Source organism: Streptomyces sp. NPDC002994, from assembly GCF_040611155.1.
GTDB lineage: Bacteria > Actinomycetota > Actinomycetes > Streptomycetales > Streptomycetaceae > Streptomyces.
Window position 1 is genome coordinate 171,320 of record NZ_JBEXNQ010000013.1, and the last position, 17,546, is coordinate 188,865.

The 17,546-nt window shown below is 69.9% G+C and carries 12 protein-coding genes; 8 read left to right on the top strand and 4 right to left on the bottom strand.

Annotated features, from left to right (window positions below):
* The first annotated feature begins 29 nt into the window (after positions 1-29).
* Entirely contained in the window at positions 30-1,037 is a 1,008-nt protein-coding gene (locus ABZX79_RS19465) for a TerC family protein (RefSeq protein WP_355258688.1), read from the top strand.
* A gap of 78 nt (positions 1,038-1,115) precedes the next feature.
* On the opposite strand, the gene ABZX79_RS19470 is transcribed toward ABZX79_RS19465, so the two are convergent.
* From ABZX79_RS19470 to ABZX79_RS19480, 3 genes are all read right to left on the bottom strand, one after another.
* Entirely contained in the window at positions 1,116-2,393 is a 1,278-nt protein-coding gene (locus ABZX79_RS19470; protein WP_355258691.1) for an MFS transporter, read from the bottom strand.
* 111 nt (positions 2,394-2,504) lie between these two features.
* Entirely contained in the window at positions 2,505-3,161 is a 657-nt protein-coding gene (locus ABZX79_RS19475; protein WP_355258694.1) for an MBL fold metallo-hydrolase, read from the bottom strand.
* Positions 3,162-3,170: 9 nt separating this feature from the next.
* Positions 3,171-3,857 (bottom strand): maleylpyruvate isomerase family mycothiol-dependent enzyme, encoded by a 687-nt coding sequence (locus ABZX79_RS19480; protein WP_355258697.1) that lies wholly within the window; start codon positions 3,855-3,857, stop codon positions 3,171-3,173.
* Between the two features lie 187 nt (positions 3,858-4,044).
* On the opposite strand from ABZX79_RS19480, the gene uvrA reads away from it, so the two are divergent.
* The gene (gene uvrA / locus ABZX79_RS19485) at positions 4,045-7,047 is read left to right on the top strand and encodes an excinuclease ABC subunit UvrA (RefSeq protein WP_355258700.1); all 3,003 of its coding nucleotides are present in this window, start codon (positions 4,045-4,047) and stop codon (positions 7,045-7,047) included.
* Positions 7,048-7,626: 579 nt separating this feature from the next.
* On the opposite strand, the gene ABZX79_RS19490 is transcribed toward uvrA, so the two are convergent.
* Complete coding sequence (locus ABZX79_RS19490; RefSeq protein ID WP_355258703.1) at positions 7,627-8,538, bottom strand: carbohydrate kinase; 912 nt, start codon at positions 8,536-8,538, stop codon at positions 7,627-7,629.
* A gap of 123 nt (positions 8,539-8,661) precedes the next feature.
* On the opposite strand from ABZX79_RS19490, the gene ABZX79_RS19495 reads away from it, so the two are divergent.
* The 6 genes from ABZX79_RS19495 (at position 8,662) to ABZX79_RS19520 (ending at position 17,338) form a co-directional block, all read left to right on the top strand.
* Positions 8,662-9,123, top strand: coding sequence for a Rieske (2Fe-2S) protein (locus tag ABZX79_RS19495; protein WP_355258706.1), 462 nt, complete (start codon positions 8,662-8,664; stop codon positions 9,121-9,123).
* Between the two features lie 56 nt (positions 9,124-9,179).
* Entirely contained in the window at positions 9,180-11,237 is a 2,058-nt protein-coding gene (gene uvrC / locus ABZX79_RS19500; protein ID WP_355258709.1) for an excinuclease ABC subunit UvrC, read from the top strand.
* Positions 11,234-12,205 (top strand): RNase adapter RapZ, encoded by a 972-nt coding sequence (gene rapZ / locus ABZX79_RS19505; protein WP_355258712.1) that lies wholly within the window; start codon positions 11,234-11,236, stop codon positions 12,203-12,205. The genes uvrC and rapZ overlap by 4 nt, the downstream gene beginning before the upstream one ends.
* Positions 12,202-13,236 carry a uridine diphosphate-N-acetylglucosamine-binding protein YvcK gene (gene yvcK, locus ABZX79_RS19510; RefSeq protein WP_355258715.1) on the top strand — a complete coding sequence of 345 codons (1,035 nt, stop codon included), beginning with the start codon at positions 12,202-12,204 and terminating at the stop codon, positions 13,234-13,236. The genes rapZ and yvcK overlap by 4 nt, the downstream gene beginning before the upstream one ends.
* Positions 13,227-14,216, top strand: coding sequence for a DNA-binding protein WhiA (gene whiA, locus ABZX79_RS19515; protein WP_028813910.1), 990 nt, complete (start codon positions 13,227-13,229; stop codon positions 14,214-14,216). The genes yvcK and whiA overlap by 10 nt, the downstream gene beginning before the upstream one ends.
* A 152-nt stretch (positions 14,217-14,368) precedes the next feature.
* A complete protein-coding gene (locus ABZX79_RS19520; protein ID WP_355258719.1) occupies positions 14,369-17,338 on the top strand; it encodes a M14 family zinc carboxypeptidase in 2,970 nt (989 codons plus the stop codon).
* Positions 17,339-17,546: the final 208 nt, after the last annotated feature.

Genomic DNA, 17,546 nt, shown 5'->3' on the forward strand with positions numbered 1-17,546 from the left:
AGTTGCCGTAGCTATCTGCCGGAGGCGCAGTGGACGTTTCAATGACCCTTTGGGTGCTGACCATTCTTGGTCTGATCGCCCTGATCGCTGTCGACTTCCTCATCGGGCGCAAGCCGCATGACGTGTCGATCAAGGAAGCCGGGACCTGGACGGTCGTCTGGATCGTCCTGGCCGTGCTGTTCGGCCTGGGACTGCTGATCTTCGGCACCGCACAGGCATCGGGCGAGTTCTTCGCCGGCTTCATCACCGAGAAATCGCTCAGCGTGGACAACCTCTTTGTCTTCGTCCTGATCATGGCGAAGTTCTCGGTGCCGTCCCACCTCCAGCAGCGTGTGCTGCTCATCGGTGTGCTGATAGCGCTGGTGCTGCGTGCGATCTTCATCGCGGCCGGCGCCGCGGTCATCGCCAACTTCTCGTGGGTCTTCTACATCTTCGGCGCGTTCCTGATCTACACCGCCTGGAAGCTCATCCAGGAGGCGCGGGCCGAGGAGGAGGAAGAGGCGTTCGAGGAGAACCGTCTCCTCAAGTCGATCGAGAACCGCTTCGGCGTCGCGGACAAGTACCACGGCACCAAGCTCTTCATCCAGAACAACGGCAAGCGCGTCCTGACGCCGCTGATGGTCGTCATGCTCGCCATCGGCACCACCGATGTGCTGTTCGCGCTGGACTCGATCCCGGCGATCTTCGGCCTCACCCAGGACCCGTACATCGTCTTCACCGCCAACGCCTTCGCCCTCATGGGTCTGCGGCAGCTGTACTTCCTCATCGGCGGACTGCTCAAGAAGCTGGTTCACCTGAGTTACGGCCTGTCGGTCATCCTGGGCTTCATCGGCGTCAAGCTGGTGCTCCACGCTCTGCACGAGTCCGGGGTGCACGTCCCCGAGATCTCCATCCCCTTCTCGCTGACTGTCATCTGCGGCGTGCTGGTCATCACCACGATCACCAGCCTCATCGCCAACAAGAAGACGGAACAGCGCGCGGCGGCCGAGGCGGCCGAGGTCGCCGAGGCCGGCGACAAGGAGAGCGTCGAGTCCTGATCGCGTTACGGATTCACCGGCCGGTGCGAGCGGAGCAATACCGCTCGCACCGGCCGGTTCTGTTTGTACGGACCTGGATCAGGCAGGGGCGGCTTCCGTCACGGGGCTGGGCGCCGGCCTCGTCTCCGGCAGCAGTGCGAAGCAACCCAGGCTCAGCAGCGCGATGGCAGTGAGGTACACGGCGACACCCCACGGCGGTCCGCCGCCGTGCGCCACCGCCGTCGCGACGATCGGGGTCAGCGCACCCCCGACGACCCCGCCGAGGTTGTAGCCGACGGCCGCGCCCGTGCAGCGCACCCTCGGCTCGTACAGCTCCGGGAGATAGGCGGCGATCACAGCGAACATGGTGATGAACGACAGCAGCGCTCCCACGAAGCCGAGAAACATCAGCAGGGGCTCGGCGGTCTGCAACAGCGCGACCATCGGGAACGTCCACAGCGCTGCCGCCGCGCAGCCGAGCAGACACAGCGGCCTGCGCCCGTAGTGGTCACCGAGCATCGCGGCGAACGGGGTGACCACGCCCGAGATCGCCACGGCCCCCATGATGCAGGCCAGCATCACCGTACGGCTGACGCCGAGATGTTCCGTCGCGTACGCGAGAGACCAGGTCGTCACGGTGTAGAAGACGGCGTACCCGACGGCGAGCGCGCCGGCCGTCAGCAGGACGAGCCGCCAGTGGTCGCGTACGACCTCGGCGAGGGGGACGGTCGCCCGCTTGTCCGTCTCGGCCAGCTGCTTGAACTGCGGGGTCTCCGCCAGGGACGTACGCAGCAAGAGCCCTGCCGCGGCCAGCAGGCCCGCCGCCCAGAACGGCACGCGCCACCCCCACGCCGCGAACTGTGCGTCGGTCAGCGAGGCGGAGAGGGCGAGCATGGTGCCGTTGGCCAGGAGGAAGCCGACCGGGGGGCCGATCTGCGGGAAACTCGTCCACAGTCCGCGCCGGTTCGCGGGAGCGTGTTCGGCGGTCAGCAGAACCGCACCGCCCCACTCGCCGCCGAGCCCGAGTCCCTGCAGGAAGCGCAGCACCAGAAGGAGTACGGGCGCTGCTACGCCGATTGACCCGTACGTCGGTACGCAGCCGACCGCGACGGTCGCGATTCCCGTGAGCAACAGTGAGGCGAACAGGACAGGACGGCGCCCGTAACGGTCACCGACGTGCCCGAAGATGACAGAACCGAGCGGTCGTGAAATGAAACCGATCGCGAAGGTGCCGAACGCTGCGAGCGTTCCCGCGAGCGGCGAAAAGGTCGGGAAGAAGAGCGGCCCGAGAACGAGCGCGGCGGCTGTTCCGTAGACAAAGAAGTCGTAGAACTCGATGGCTGTTCCGGCGAGCGACGCGGCAGCGAGGCGGGCCATGGAGGGAGGTCGTTCTTGGTGCATGCGGCCACAACTACCCCGCCCGGACTCCGGTTACGGGGCGCACAGAAGCAGTCGCACCGGCTCGCGAAGTTGATCCACCGGCCTGATCTACCAGCCGCGCTCTCGCCACTCGGGCAGGTGCGGGCGCTCATTGCCGAGCGTGGTGTCGTTGCCGTGGCCGGGATAGACCCAGGTTTCGTCCGGAAGCTGTCCGAAGAGCTTCTCCTCGACGTCACCGATGAGGCTCGCGAAGGCCTCCGGGTCCTTCCCCGTGTTGCCCACGCCGCCGGGGAAGAGGCAGTCCCCGGTGAACAGGTGCGGGTGCCCGTGCGGGTCGTCGTAGACCAGGGCGATGGACCCCGGGGTGTGGCCGACGAGGTGGCGGGCGGTGAGCTCGACACGTCCGACGCGGACGGTGTCGCCGTCCTCCAGCAGTACGTCGGTGGGGACGGGGATGCCCTCCGCGTCGTAGCGGCCCGCGTACGTACGCGCCCCGGTCGCCGCCACGACCTCGGGCAGGGCCTGCCAGTGATCGCCGTGGCGGTGGGTGGTGACGACGGACGCGATGCCGTCGTCACCGATCAGCCTCAGGAGCGTGTGCGGCTCGGCGGCCGCGTCGATCAGCAGCTGCTCTCCGGTGTCCCGGCAGCGCAGCAGATACGCGTTGTTGTTCATGGCGCCGACCGCGACCTTGGAGATCATCAGGTCGGTGAGCTCGTGAACGTTCGCAGGACCGCCGACTCTGACCGCTCCGCTGTACGTCATGGAGTCAGCCTATAGCGGCGGCAGCGCGGGCAGCGGGGCCCCCGCGGTGTCGAGAGCGGCCCCGTCGCGGCGGCCCGCGAGCCAGCCCAGGAGGTCGGGAGCGGTGCCGGTGACGTTCACGGGATCGCCTTCGGTGCTTCCCGTACGCCACTGCCCTCCGTCGGCGGCCGTCAGCACGATCGCGGGAACGCCCGGGTTCCCCGCGAAGCGGTCCGCGAGGAACGCGATCTCGCGTCCCGTGAACTCCTGCGGCAGGTCCTCCAGCTCGTAGCCGATGCCCAGATCGACGTGGTGCAGCTCGACCTCGACGAGGCGGCGGAAGGGAATGCGGGAGGCCGAGTCCGTGACGCCGCCCCGCAGGGCGACCGTACGGGACCAGTCGGCGGGAGCGGCGGCCGCTTCGTCGAACCGGACCGCGCTGTCGCGCACGTCCTCCAGCTGTACGGCGAGCGGGCGCGGGGCGTCGCGCTCGATGTCGGCGTCGCGGGCTTCGGCGCTGATGTACATGGGCCGGCCGGCCAGGACGTTCACGAGAGCGTCCGCGTTACGGGCGACGTGCGCCAGCACGTGGCCGCGGGTCCATCCCGGCAGCCGTGACGGTTGCGTCACAGCGGCGTTGTCCAGCTTGTCGGTCGCGGCGAGGAGCCGGTCGGTCGCTTCGCGTACAGAGGCCAGGTCGCGCACGTGATCGTTCATGGCGTCGACGATAGTCCGGTCACACGATCGGGTGAAGCCGTTCAGGCTAGGCCGTAATTCGAATGCGCGTGCTATACGCTCGTCAGAGGCATCAGGAATCCTTACAACATCGCTCTGGTTACCCCCATAGTCTGAGAACCGGGGGGCTCAGTCCCTTCTGCCTCTCTCAAGAAAGGTGCGGACCGGCGTGGCCGACCGTCTCATCGTTCGTGGCGCTCGCGAGCACAACCTCAAGAACGTCTCGCTCGACCTCCCGCGTGACTCCCTCATCGTGTTCACCGGGCTCTCGGGGTCGGGCAAGTCCTCCCTCGCGTTCGACACGATCTTCGCCGAGGGGCAGCGCCGGTACGTCGAGTCGCTCTCCTCCTACGCCCGGCAGTTCCTGGGTCAGATGGACAAGCCCGACGTGGACTTCATCGAGGGCCTGTCGCCCGCGGTGTCCATCGACCAGAAGTCGACCTCGCGCAACCCGCGCTCGACGGTCGGGACCATCACCGAGGTCTACGACTACCTCCGCCTGCTGTTCGCCCGTATCGGCAAGCCGCACTGTCCCGAGTGCGGCCGGCCGATCGCCCGCCAGTCGCCGCAGGCCATCGTCGACAAGGTGCTGGAGCTGCCCGAGGGCAGCCGTTTCCAGGTCCTGTCGCCGCTGGTGCGCGAGCGCAAGGGCGAGTTCGTCGACCTGTTCGCCGACCTCCAGACCAAGGGCTACAGCCGCGCCCGGGTCGACGGCGAGACCATCCAGCTGAGCGAGCCGCCCAAGCTCAAGAAGCAGGAGAAGCACACCATCGAGGTGGTCATCGACCGCCTGACGGTGAAGGAGAGCGCCAAGCGCCGGCTCACCGATTCGGTGGAGACCGCCCTCGGCCTGGCCGGCGGCATGGTCATCCTCGACTTCGTCGACCTCCCCGCCGACGACCCCGACCGTGAGCGGATGTACTCCGAGCACCTCTACTGCACGTACGATGACCTGTCGTTCGAGGAGCTGGAGCCCCGGTCCTTCTCCTTCAACTCGCCCTTCGGCGCCTGCCCCGACTGCACCGGCATCGGTACGCGCATGGAGGTCGACCCGGAGCTGATCGTCCCGGACGAGGACAAGTCCCTCGACGAGGGCGCGATCAACCCCTGGTCGCACGGCCACACCAAGGACTACTTCGCGCGCCTCGTCGGCGCGCTCGCCGACGCGCTCGGCTTCCGTACGGACATCCCCTGGGCGGGGCTGCCGCAGCGGGCCAAGAAGGCCCTGCTGAACGGCCACAAGACCCAGATCGAGGTCCGCTACCGCAACAGGTACGGCCGCGAGCGGGCGTACACCACCTCCTTCGAGGGCGCGGTTCCGTTCGTCAAGCGGCGGCACTCCGAGGCGGAGAGCGACTCCAGCAGGGAGCGCTTCGAGGGCTACATGCGCGAGGTGCACTGCCCGACCTGTAACGGCACCCGCCTCAAGCCCCTGGTCCTCGCGGTCACGGTCATGGAGAAGTCCATCGCCGAGGTCGCCGCGATGTCGATCAGCGACTGCGCGGACTTCCTCGGTCGGCTGACGCTGAACGCCCGCGACAAGAAGATCGCCGAGCGCGTGCTCAAGGAGGTCAACGAGCGGCTGAAGTTCCTGGTCGACGTAGGCCTCGACTACCTGTCGCTCAACCGCGCGGCCGGCACGCTGTCCGGCGGCGAGGCGCAGCGCATCCGGCTCGCCACCCAGATCGGCTCCGGCCTCGTCGGTGTGCTGTACGTCCTGGACGAGCCGTCCATCGGCCTGCACCAGCGCGACAACCACCGCCTCATCGAGACGCTGGTCCGGCTGCGCGACATGGGCAACACCCTGATCGTCGTCGAGCACGACGAGGACACCATCAAGGTGGCCGACTGGATCGTCGACATCGGCCCCGGCGCGGGTGAGCACGGCGGCAAGGTCGTCCACAGCGGCTCCCTCAAGGAGCTGCTGGCCAACAAGGCGTCCGTCACCGGTCAGTACCTGGCCGGCAAGCGGTCCATCGCGATGCCGGACATCCGCCGCCCCGCGGACCCGACACGGCAGCTCACCGTCCATGGCGCCCGCGAGAACAACCTGCGTGACATCGACGTGTCGTTCCCGCTGGGTGTGCTGACCGCCGTCACCGGTGTCTCCGGCTCCGGAAAGTCGACGCTGGTCAACGACATCCTCTACACGCACCTGGCGCGGGAACTGAACAACGCCCGCACGGTGCCGGGGCGCCACACGCGGGTGGAGGGCGACGACCTCGTCGACAAGGTGGTCCACGTCGACCAGTCACCGATCGGCCGGACACCCCGGTCCAACCCGGCGACGTACACCGGTGTCTTCGACAACGTGCGCAAGCTGTTCGCCGAGACGATGGAGGCGAAGGTGCGCGGCTATCTGCCGGGCCGTTTCTCCTTCAACGTCAAGGGCGGCCGCTGCGAGAACTGCTCCGGCGACGGCACCATCAAGATCGAGATGAACTTCCTGCCGGACGTGTACGTCCCGTGCGAGGTCTGCCACGGGGCGCGCTACAACCGGGAGACCCTGGAGGTCCACTACAAGGGCAAGTCCATCGCCGAGGTGCTGGACATGCCGATCGAGGAGGCCCTGGACTTCTTCGAGGCCGTCCCGACGATCGCGCGTCACCTGAGGACGCTTACGGAGGTCGGACTCGGGTACGTCCGCCTCGGTCAGTCCGCGCCGACCCTTTCCGGTGGTGAGGCGCAGCGCGTGAAGCTCGCTTCGGAGCTCCAGAAGCGTTCCACGGGGCGCACGGTGTACGTCCTGGACGAGCCGACCACGGGTCTGCACTTCGAGGACATCTCGAAGCTCATCAAGGTCCTGTCGGGCCTGGTCGACAAGGGCAACTCGGTGATCGTCATCGAGCACAACATGGACGTCATCAAGACAGCCGACTGGGTGATCGACATGGGTCCCGAGGGTGGCAGCGGCGGTGGCCTCGTCATCGCCGAGGGCACGCCCGAGCAGGTGGCCGCGGTGACGACCAGCCACACCGGCAAGTTCCTGCGGGACATCCTGGGCGACCGGGTGAGCGACGCGACGCCGGTGAAGAAGGCCCCGGTGAAGAAGGCGGTGGCGGCGGCGAAGTCGGCCCCGGCCAGGAAAACGGCGACGGCCAGGACAGCCACCGCGAAGAAGGCCGCTGGCACGACCGCTCCCGCGAAGGCGGCCCGCTCCCGCAAGGCGTGACGTTCGCGCTCCGCTGCGGCCTCTTGCCCGTGCCCCGGGTGAGGGGCCGCCGGCGTGAACGGACCTCTTTCCCCCGACCCGCCCCTTCCCGAACCGGGGCGCTGCCCCGGCCCCCGGTCCTCAAACGCAGGACGGGCTGGGCGTGCCGGGGGTTAGCTGGGGCGCCGCCCCAGACCCTGCTCCTCAAGCGCCGGAGGGGCTGAGGTTGCTGGGGGTAGCTGGGGCGTTGCTCCGGGCCCTGGCTCTCATGCGTCGGACGGGCTGGGGGTGCCGGGGGTAGCTGGGGCGTTGCTCCGGGCCCTGGTTCTCATGCGTCGGACGGGCTGGGGGTGCCTGGGGTTAGCTGGGGCGCCGCCCCAGGCCCCGCTCCTCAAGCGCCGGAGGGGCTGGATTTGCCGGGCGGGAGGCTGGAAGCTGCGGGCGGCCGGAGATTGTCGGCGCGGGCCGGAGGCCGTCGGCGCGGCGGGGTTTGCTGAGCGCGGCTCGTTTGAGCCGGGTTCGGCATAATTCAGCCCGTCCGGCGTTTGAGGACACGCCCGTAGGGCGTCCGGGGGCTGGGGGCTTGCCCCGTCGCCCGCCTTACGGCGCCAGTTCCGTCGCGTACGGCGGATTCGCGCCCGGGCGCGAACAGGTGATCGCCGCCGCGCGGGCCGCGAACGCAAGGGTGTCGGTCCAGGCGGCCGTGCTGAGAGCCGGGAGGGCTCCCGCAGACAGCGCCCCACGGTCCCCGAGCCCGTGCAGCAGCGCCGCGTTCACCGTGTCGCCCGCACCGATCGTGTCGGCCACCTCGACGCGTAGCGCCGGAACGTCCACGCCCCGCCCGCCCCGCGTCCGTACCGTCATCCCCTCCGCGCCCCGCGTCAGCACCACCGCCGCAGGCCCCGCCGCGAGCCACTCCTCCACCGACCCGCCCAGCCACGCCGCGTCCTCCTGCGACAGCTTCAGAAGCGAGGCGTACGGCAGCCAGCTCCTGAAGCGGGCGCGGTAAGCGTCCGCGTCCGGGATCAGGCCGGCCCTGACGTTCGGGTCGAGCAGCGTGAACAGTCCGCGCCCCGCCTCACGCCGCAGCAGCGCCTCGTACGCGCTCGCTCCCGGCTCCAGCACCAGCGAACACGTGCCGAGCGCCAGCGCCCGTGCACCGGAAGGCAGCGGCGCGGCCGGCAGGGCGAAGAGGCGGACCGCGCTGCCCTGCGCGTAGAAGCCGTAACCGGCCGATCCGTCCGCACCCAGCGCCGCCACAGCCAGCGTCGTCGGCTCCGGACCGCGCTGCACGAGCGAGGTGTCCACCCCGGCCACCCGCAGCCCCTCGACGAGAGCCTCGCCGAAGCCGTCGGTCGAGATCCGGGAACAGAAAGTTGTACGGGCGCCGAGCCGCCCCAGGGCCACGGCGGTGTTGTACGGCCCGCCGCCGAGCCGGGGCAACAGCGGCGCCAGCGCGCCCGTCCCCTGCGGCACCAGGTCGATCAGCGACTCTCCGGCGACGACGATCACGGGCCCGAACGTAACCCATCGCTGCCCGCCGGGACAGCCCGCGCGAGAGCCGCCGGTCTCCGCCGGTATCGTCGGGTCTGTCGCACGCCCCTCACCCACCACCCCCTGATCAGTGGAGTTCGCATGCCCGGCAAGTCAGCCCCCCGCCGTACCGTGCTGAAGGGCGCCGTCCTCGCCGGGGCTGCCGGACTGGGTGTGGCGGCCTGCTCCACCGAGTCGAAGCTCGGGCACGCCAAGCCTCTGCCGTCCACGCCCGTGAGCCTCGGTGCGGCGGACGAGATCCCGGTCGGCGGCGCCAAGCTCTATCGCGAGCAGCGGATCCTTGTCAGCTGCCCGGCCAAGGGGCAGTTCAAGGCGTTCAGCGCGCAGTGCACGCACGCGGGCTGTGTCCTGGACAAGATCGAGAAGGACGAGGGCAACTGTCCGTGCCACGGCAGCCGTTTCGACGTCACCACGGGTGAGGTGCTCCAGGGCCCGGCGACCGTGCCGCTGCCCGCCATCCCGGTCAAGGTCGAGGGCGGCAAGCTCGTCGCCGGAGCGGGAGCAGCAGCGGACGCGAGCGCGACGGCCGGGCCCGGCGCCTGACCCCGCCCTGCCGCGGGGCACCCGCACTGTCACTGCCCGCAAGTAGGGTGTCTGACATGGCCGACCCCTCCAGTTACCGCCCCAAGCCGGGACAGATCCCCGACTCGCCGGGGGTCTACAAATTCCGCGACGAGCACCGCCGGGTGATCTACGTCGGGAAGGCGAAGAGCCTGCGCCCGCGCCTGTCCTCGTACTTCCAGGACCTGGCCAATCTCCACCCGCGCACCCGCACCATGGTCACCACGGCCGCGTCCGTCGAGTGGACGGTCGTCTCCACGGAGGTCGAGGCGCTTCAGCTGGAGTACTCCTGGATCAAGGAGTTCGACCCCCGCTTCAACGTCAAGTACCGCGACGACAAGAGCTACCCGTCCCTCGCGGTGACCCTCAATGAGGAGTTCCCGAGGGTTCAGGTCATGCGCGGCCCCAAGAAGAAGGGCGTGCGCTACTTCGGGCCGTACGGGCATGCCTGGGCCATCCGCGAGACCGTAGACCTGATGCTCCGCGTCTTTCCCGTACGCACCTGCTCGGCCGGTGTCTTCAAGAACGCCGCCAGGACCGGCCGCCCCTGCCTCCTCGGCTACATCGGCAAGTGCTCCGCGCCCTGCGTGGGCCGCGTCACCCCCGATGAGCACCGCGAACTGGCCGAGGAGTTCTGCGACTTCATGGCCGGCCGCACCGGCCAGTACCTCAAGCGCATCGAGCAGCAGATGCACGAGGCCGCCGAGGACATGGAGTACGAGAAGGCCGCCCGCCTGCGCGACGACATAGGGGCGCTGCGCCGCGCCCTGGAGAAGAACACGGTGGTGTTCAACGACGCCACCGACGCCGACCTGATCGCGCTCGCCGAGGACGAGCTGGAAGCCGCCGTGCAGATCTTCCACGTACGCGGCGGACGGGTGCGCGGCCAGCGCGGCTGGGTCACCGACAAGGTCGAGGCAGTCGACACGGCCGGCCTTGTCGAGCACGCCCTCCAGCAGCTGTACGGCGAGGAGCAGGGCGACGCGGTGCCCAAGGAGGTCCTCGTCCCGGCCATGCCCGAGGACGCCCCCGCGGTCTCCCAGTGGCTCGCCGAGCGGCGCGGCTCCAACGTGTCGCTGCGCATCCCCCAGCGCGGCGACAAGAAGGACCTCATGGCGACGGTCCAGCGCAACGCCCAGCAGGCCCTCGTCCTGCACAAGACCAAGCGCGCGTCCGACCTGACCACCCGCTCCCGCGCCCTGGAGGAGATCTCCCAGGCGCTCGGCCTGGACTCCGCCCCGCTGCGCATCGAGTGCTTCGACATCTCCCACCTCCAGGGCGAAGACGTGGTGGCCTCCATGGTCGTCTTCGAGGACGGCCTGCCGCGCAAGAGCGAGTACCGCCGCTTCCAGATCAAGACCTTCGAGGGGCAGGACGACGTCCGGTCCATGCACGAGGTACTCACCCGCCGCTTCAGGCGCTATCTCCAGGAGAAGGAGAAGACGGGGGAGTGGATCGAGGCGAACGGGGCCACGGAGGTGCCCGCCGAGCCCGATCCGAACGTGGAGGACGACGGCAGGCCCAAGCGTTTCGCGTACCCGCCTCAGCTCGTCGTCGTCGACGGCGGGCAGCCGCAGGTGGCCGCCGCCCAGCGCGCCCTCGACGAGCTCGGCATCGACGACGTGGCCGTCTGTGGCCTGGCCAAGCGCCTCGAAGAGGTCTGGGTGCCCGGCGAGGACGACCCGGTCGTCCTGCCCCGCAGCAGCGAGGGTCTCTACCTCCTCCAGCGGGTCCGTGACACGGCCCACGACTTCGCCATCCGCTACCAGCGCACGAAGCGCGCCAAGCGTTTCAAGGCAGGGCCGCTCGACGAGGTCCCCGGCCTGGGCGAGACGCGCAAGCACGCCCTGGTCAAGCACTTCGGTTCGGTGAAGAAGCTTCGGTCCGCCACAATCGACCAGATCTGCGAGGTGCCGGGGATAGGCCGCAAGACGGCCGAGACCGTCGCCGCGTTCCTCGCACAGGCCACGCCGGCCGCACCCGCCGTGAACACGGCGACAGGAGAGATCATTGAGTACGACGAGGACACCGCGGAGCCCACGGACCGTGTGGAAGCACCCGTGGTCTCCCCGCCGGATCGGGGGCAGCACGAATGACTGAGCACGACGGAGATGGAGCACACGTGAGTACGGGCGCGACCGGAGAGACCGGCGAGACCGGTCAGAACGGTCAGAACGGCCACAACGGTGAGGCGGCCGAAGCGGCCATCCCCGAACTGGTGATCATCTCGGGCATGTCGGGAGCGGGCCGCAGTACCGCCGCGAAGTGCCTCGAAGACCTCGGCTGGTTCGTCGTCGACAACCTGCCGCCCGCGCTGATCCCCACCATGGTGGAGCTCGGCGCCCGCTCGCAGGGCAATGTCGCCCGTATCGCCGTCGTCGTGGACGTCCGCGGCCGGCGCTTCTTCGACAACCTCCGCGAGTCCCTGGCCGACCTGGACGCCAAGGAGGTCACCCGGCGGATCGTCTTCCTGGAGTCCTCCGACGATGCCCTGGTACGCCGTTTCGAATCCGTACGCCGCCCCCACCCGCTCCAGGGCGACGGCCGGATCACCGACGGCATCGCGGCCGAGCGCGACCTGCTGCGCGAGCTGCGCGGCGACGCCGACCTGGTCATCGACACCTCCAGCCTCAACGTCCACGAGTTGCGCGCCAAGATGGACGCCCAGTTCGCGGGCGACGACGAGCCGCACCTGCGCGCCACGGTCATGTCGTTCGGCTACAAGTACGGCCTGCCCGTCGACGCGGACCTCGTCGTCGACTGCCGCTTCCTGCCGAACCCGCACTGGGTTCCGGAGCTGCGGCCCTTCACCGGCCTCAACGAAGAGGTCTCCGGCTACGTCTTCAACCAGCCGGGCGCCAAGGAGTTCCTCGACCAGTACACCGAGCTGCTCCAGCTCATCGCGGCCGGCTACCGCCGCGAGGGCAAGCGCTACGTGACCATCGCCGTCGGCTGTACGGGCGGCAAGCACCGCAGCGTGGCCATGTCGGAGAAGCTGGCCGCGCGCCTGTCCTCCGCAGGTGTGGAGACCGTCCTCGTCCACCGGGACATGGGGCGCGAGTGACCGGACGTAACTTCCGCCTGCGCCGGCTGCGTGGCAATGACGCCGCGCGGCCGCAGCGCAAGCGCGGCGCCCAGCCCAAGGTCGTCGCCCTCGGCGGCGGCATGGGGCTCTCCGCGTCGCTCACGGCGCTGCGCCGCATCACCGGCGACCTGACCGCCGTGGTCACCGTCGCCGACGACGGCGGCTCCAGCGGGCGGTTGCGCGACGAGCTCGGCGTACTGCCGCCGGGTGACCTGCGCAAGGCTCTCGCCGCGCTGTGCGGGGACGACGACTGGGGCCAGACCTGGTCGCGCGTCATCCAGCACCGCTTCTCCAGCCGCGGCGACCTGCACGACCACGCTGTCGGCAATCTGCTGATCGTCGCCCTGTGGGAGCAGCTCGGCGACCACGTCCAGGCCCTGGATCTGGTCGGCAAGCTCCTCGGCGCGCACGGCCGGGTGCTGCCGATGTCCGCCGTGCCGCTGGAGCTCCAGGCGCTCGTACGGGGGCATGACCCGCAGCGCCCCGACGACGTGGACACGGTCCGCGGCCAGGCGACCGTGGCGCTCACCCCTGGCGAGGTGCAGTCCGTGCACCTCGTGCCGCAGGGACCTCCGGCCGTCCCGGAGGCCGTCGCCGCCGTGCTCGACGCGGACTGGGTGGTGCTCGGTCCCGGCTCGTGGTTCTCCTCCGTGATTCCGCACCTTCTGGTGCCCGAGCTGCTCGACGCGCTCGTCGAGACGAAGGCCCGCCGGGTCCTGTCACTCAACCTCGCGCCGCAACCCGGAGAAACCGATGGGTTCTCTCCGCAGCGTCATTTGGAGGTTTTGGGACGACACGCCCCTAAACTCGCCCTGGACGTGGTGTTGGCCGACGAGGCTGCCGTGCCCGACCGCGAGTCTCTCGCCGATGCCGCCAAGCGGTTCGGCGCGGCGGTCGAGCTGGCGCCGGTCGCCGCGCTCAACGGCTCCCCGAAGCACGATCCGGAGCTGTTGGCCGCCGCGTACGACCGTATTTTTCGGATGCATGGAAGGATCGGCCCATGGCGATGACGGCAGCGGTGAAGGACGAAATCTCCCGGCTCCCCGTCACCCGGACCTGCTGCAGGAAGGCGGAGGTCTCGGCGATCCTTCGGTTCGCGGGCGGCCTGCACCTGGTGAGCGGCCGGATCGTGATCGAGGCGGAGCTGGACGTGAGCTTCGCGGCCCGCAGGCTCAAGAAGGACATCCTGGAGATTTTCGGTCACCACTCCGAGCTGGTGGTGATGGCGCCGAGCGGGCTGCGCCGAGGCTCCCGTTACCTCGTACGGGTGGTGGCGGGCGGCGATCAGCTGGCGCGCCAGACCGGGCTGGTCGACGGCCGGGGCCGGCCCATCCGCGGGCTGCCGCCGCAGGTCGTCTCCGGCGCCACGTGTGACGCCGAGGCTGCCTGGCGCGGTGCGTTCCTCGCGCACGGCTCGCTCACCGAGCCGGGCCGCTCGTCCTCGCTGGAGGTCACCTGCCCCGGCCCCGAGGCCGCCCTCGCGCTCGTCGGTGCCGCTCGTCGGCTCTCCATCGGCGCCAAGGCGCGCGAGGTGCGCGGCGTGGACCGGGTCGTCGTACGGGACGGGGACGCGATCGGCGCCCTGCTGACCCGCCTCGGCGCGCACGAGTCGGTGCTGGCCTGGGAGGAGCGGCGGATGCGCCGCGAGGTCCGCGCCACCGCCAACCGGCTGGCCAACTTCGACGACGCCAACCTGCGCCGCTCGGCGCGTGCGGCTGTCGCCGCGGGGGCCCGGGTGGGGCGTGCGCTGGAGATCCTCGGCGAGGAGGTGCCCGAGCACCTCGCCGCCGCCGGGCGGCTGCGCATGGACCACAAGCAGGCCTCCCTGGAGGAGCTCGGCGCGCTGGCAGACCCGCCGCTGACGAAGGACGCGGTCGCCGGCCGTATCCGCCGTCTGCTGGCGATGGCCGACAAGCGGGCGCAGGACCTGGGCATCCCGGGTACGGAGTCCACGATCACCGAGGAAATGGCCGACGGCCTGGTCGGCTGACGTCGTCGCCTCTGCAAGGCTCGCCGCCGCCGGCTCCCCTTGGGGGTGCCGGCGGCGGTTCGCGTACCCCGCAGGCGCTATTGACATGACCATGAACTGTCATGAGCCTGACGTCAGTTCGCTTACGTGGCAGACAACAGCAAGGGGGGCTCATGAGACGCAGAGCGAGATCGATCCTCGCAGCGTGCACATTGCTGCTCGGCGGTGTGGCGGTGGCGCCGGTGGCCCAGGCCGAAGGGGCGGGCGCCGCCGGCGCGGCCGGGGCCGATGCGGGCGCCGACGCCGTCAAGGTGTTCAACGCGGACGTCACCAAGGAGCAGGTACCCCTGCTCCTGGCGGCCGGCCAGGACGCCCACGAGATGGGCGAGCGCGCACCGGAGAAGGGCACGGCGCGCGTCGAGCTGTTCCTCACCGACGCCCAGGCCAAGGACCTGGCCGCCAAGGGCGTCAGGAACCTCACGGAGCGCAAGGTCTCGGCGAAGACCAAGTCCCGCCTCGCCGCCGCCGGGGACGGCGTCTACCGCCCGTACAGCGGCAAGGGCAATCTCCAGGAGGAGATCGTCAAGACCGGGCAGGCGCACCCGGACCTCAGCAAGGTCGTCTCCATCGGCAAGACCGTCCAGGGCAAGGACATCCTCGCCCTCAAGCTCACCAAGGGCGCGAAGAAGACCAAGGATGGCGCCAGGCCCTCCGTGCTGTACCTGTCCAACCAGCACGCCCGTGAGTGGATCACCCCGGAGATGACCCGGCGGCTGATGCACCACTACCTGGACCGGTACGGCAAGGACCGCCGCATCACGAAGATCGTGGACTCCACCGAGCTGTGGTTCGTGCTCTCCGCCAACCCCGACGGCTACGACTGGACGCACGACCCGGCGGGCAACCGCCTCTGGCGCAAGAACATGCGTGACAACGACGCCGACGGCACGTACACCGCGAGCGACGGCGTCGACCTCAACCGCAACTTCGCCTACAAGTGGGGCTACGACAACGAGGGTTCCTCGCCCAACCCCGCCAGCCAGACCTACCGCGGCGCGTCCCCCACGTCCGAGCCCGAGACCCAGGCGCTCGACCGCTTCCAGAAGCGCATCGGCTTCGAGTACGGCATCAACTACCACTCCGCCGCCGAACTGATCCTCTACGGAGTCGGCTGGCAGGTCGCCACTCCGACGCCCGACGACGTGCTCTACAAAGCGCTCGCGGGAACGCCCGAAAAGCCTGCCGTTCCCGGGTACTACCCGCAGGTCTCCTCCGAGCTCTACACCACCAACGGCGAGGCCGACGGACACGCGGCCAACGTCAACGGCACGATGATGTTCACCCCCGAGATGACCACCTGCCAGACGGCGTCGAACATCGACCCCGACGACCGGTGGAAGCCCGAGGACTGCCAGTCCGGGTTCAACTTCCCCGACGACGAGAAGCTGATCCAGGCGGAGTTCGCCAAGAACATCCCCTTCGCGCTCTCCGTCGCGGAGACCGCCGCCCACCCCGACCGGCCGTCCTCGGCCGTCGGCATGGAGGCACCCGACTTCACCGTCGACCCCTTCACCACGTCGTACGCCCGGTGGGCCGACCAGGAAATCTCCGTAACCGCCCGTAAGTCGGTGCGCGACAAGGAGCTCAGGTACCGCGTCAACGGCGGCCGTGTCCACGACCAGAAGCTGCGCCCCTGGAAGGGCGGCGAGACCTTCGGCGGCGAGGACAACCTGCACTTCGACGAGTACCGCGCCAAGGTCCAGGACGGCGACGTCGGCGACAAGGTCGAGGTCTGGTTCACCGGGCGCACCAAGGCCGGCAAACGCGTCTCCAGCGAGCACTTCACGTACACCCTCGCCGACCGCCCCAGGGCGGACGTCCTGGTGATCGCCGAGGAAGGGGCCCCCGCGCAGCACACCCGGACGTACACCGACACGCTCGCGACCACCGGACACAAGGCCGCCGTGTGGGACGTCGCCACCCAGGGCGCCCCGCACGCGCTCGGCGTGCTGTCCCACTTCCGTACGGTCGTGCACTACACCGGTGCCAAGGCACCCACCGGTCCCACCCAGCTCGCCCTGCGCGCCTTCCTCAATGAGGGCGGCAAACTCCTGGAGGCCGGTGAACTCACGGGCGGCAACGCGGTGGTGGGCCGCGCCTCGACGAACGACTTCAGTCAGTACTACCTCGGTGCCTACGGACGGAGCAGCGCGCCGGGAGCCACCGCGTTCAGCGGTCTCGGACCGATGGCCGGTACGGCCAGTCCGCTGGCCGGCGCGCCCGGCAACCCGCTGGACGCCCCGGGAGCGTACATCTCCACGTCCTCGGTGCTGCCGGCCGCGCAGTTCCCCCAGTTCGCCAGTGAGCAGGCGGGCCGCTACACCGGCGCAGTCAATCCGTACGCCCCGTACGCGGGCCGGGGCATGGCCGCCGCGACCCACGAGGACAACGACTGGAAGCGGCTCACCAGGACCTTCGACCTCACCGCGGTGAGCGCCGCCGACAAGCCGGAGCTGCGCCTCGCCTTGAACTGGAACACCGAGGCCGGTTACGACCACGCCGTCCTGGAGGCCCGCACCGCCGGCGGCGAGGACTGGACGACGCTGCCCGAGGCGGGCGGCGCCACCTCCGCCACCGTCCCGGTGGAGTGCGAGCAGGGCTACCTGCTCAACGGTCACCCGTTCCTGAGGCACTACCTGACCCAGGAGTCCGACGCCTGCAAGGCCGCCGGCACCTCCGGCGCCTGGAACAGCTTCACCGGCTCGTCCGGCGGCTGGAAGCAGGTCTCCTTCGACCTGAGCGCCTACGCGGGCAAGACGGTTGAGCTCTCGCTCAGCAGCATCACCGACCCGGGCACCGGCGGCCGCGGTGTCTTCGCGGACGACGCACGGCTCGTCGTGGGCGGTGCGGAGAAGGAGACGGAGGGCTTCGAGACCTCGCTCGGCACCTGGACGGCGCCCGGGGCCCCGGCCGGCAGTCCCGCCGTGGCGGGCGACTGGACCCGCACGGGAGAGCTCTTCATCCCGTACGGCGCGATCACGACCGGCGACACCGTGCTCCTCGGCTTCGGCCTGGAGCAGGTCCCCGACGCGGTCGAGCGGGCGGAGCTGCTCGGCAGGGTGCTCGGCGTACTGCACGACTGACCTGCCCGGCGTCCCGCACGACTGACACCGCAGGTCCCGGCCCCGGGACGGGCGGGTCCGGCGGCCCGTATTCCCTACTGGGGAGTAGGGGCCGCCGGGCCGTTTCCGGCCCCGCTCGATGTCACCCACAGCGCCACGTAGGGGTAGGGTCGGAAGCGGTCGGGGACATCCCATACATCTCGCCGGCGTCGAAACCCGGCGTACCAAC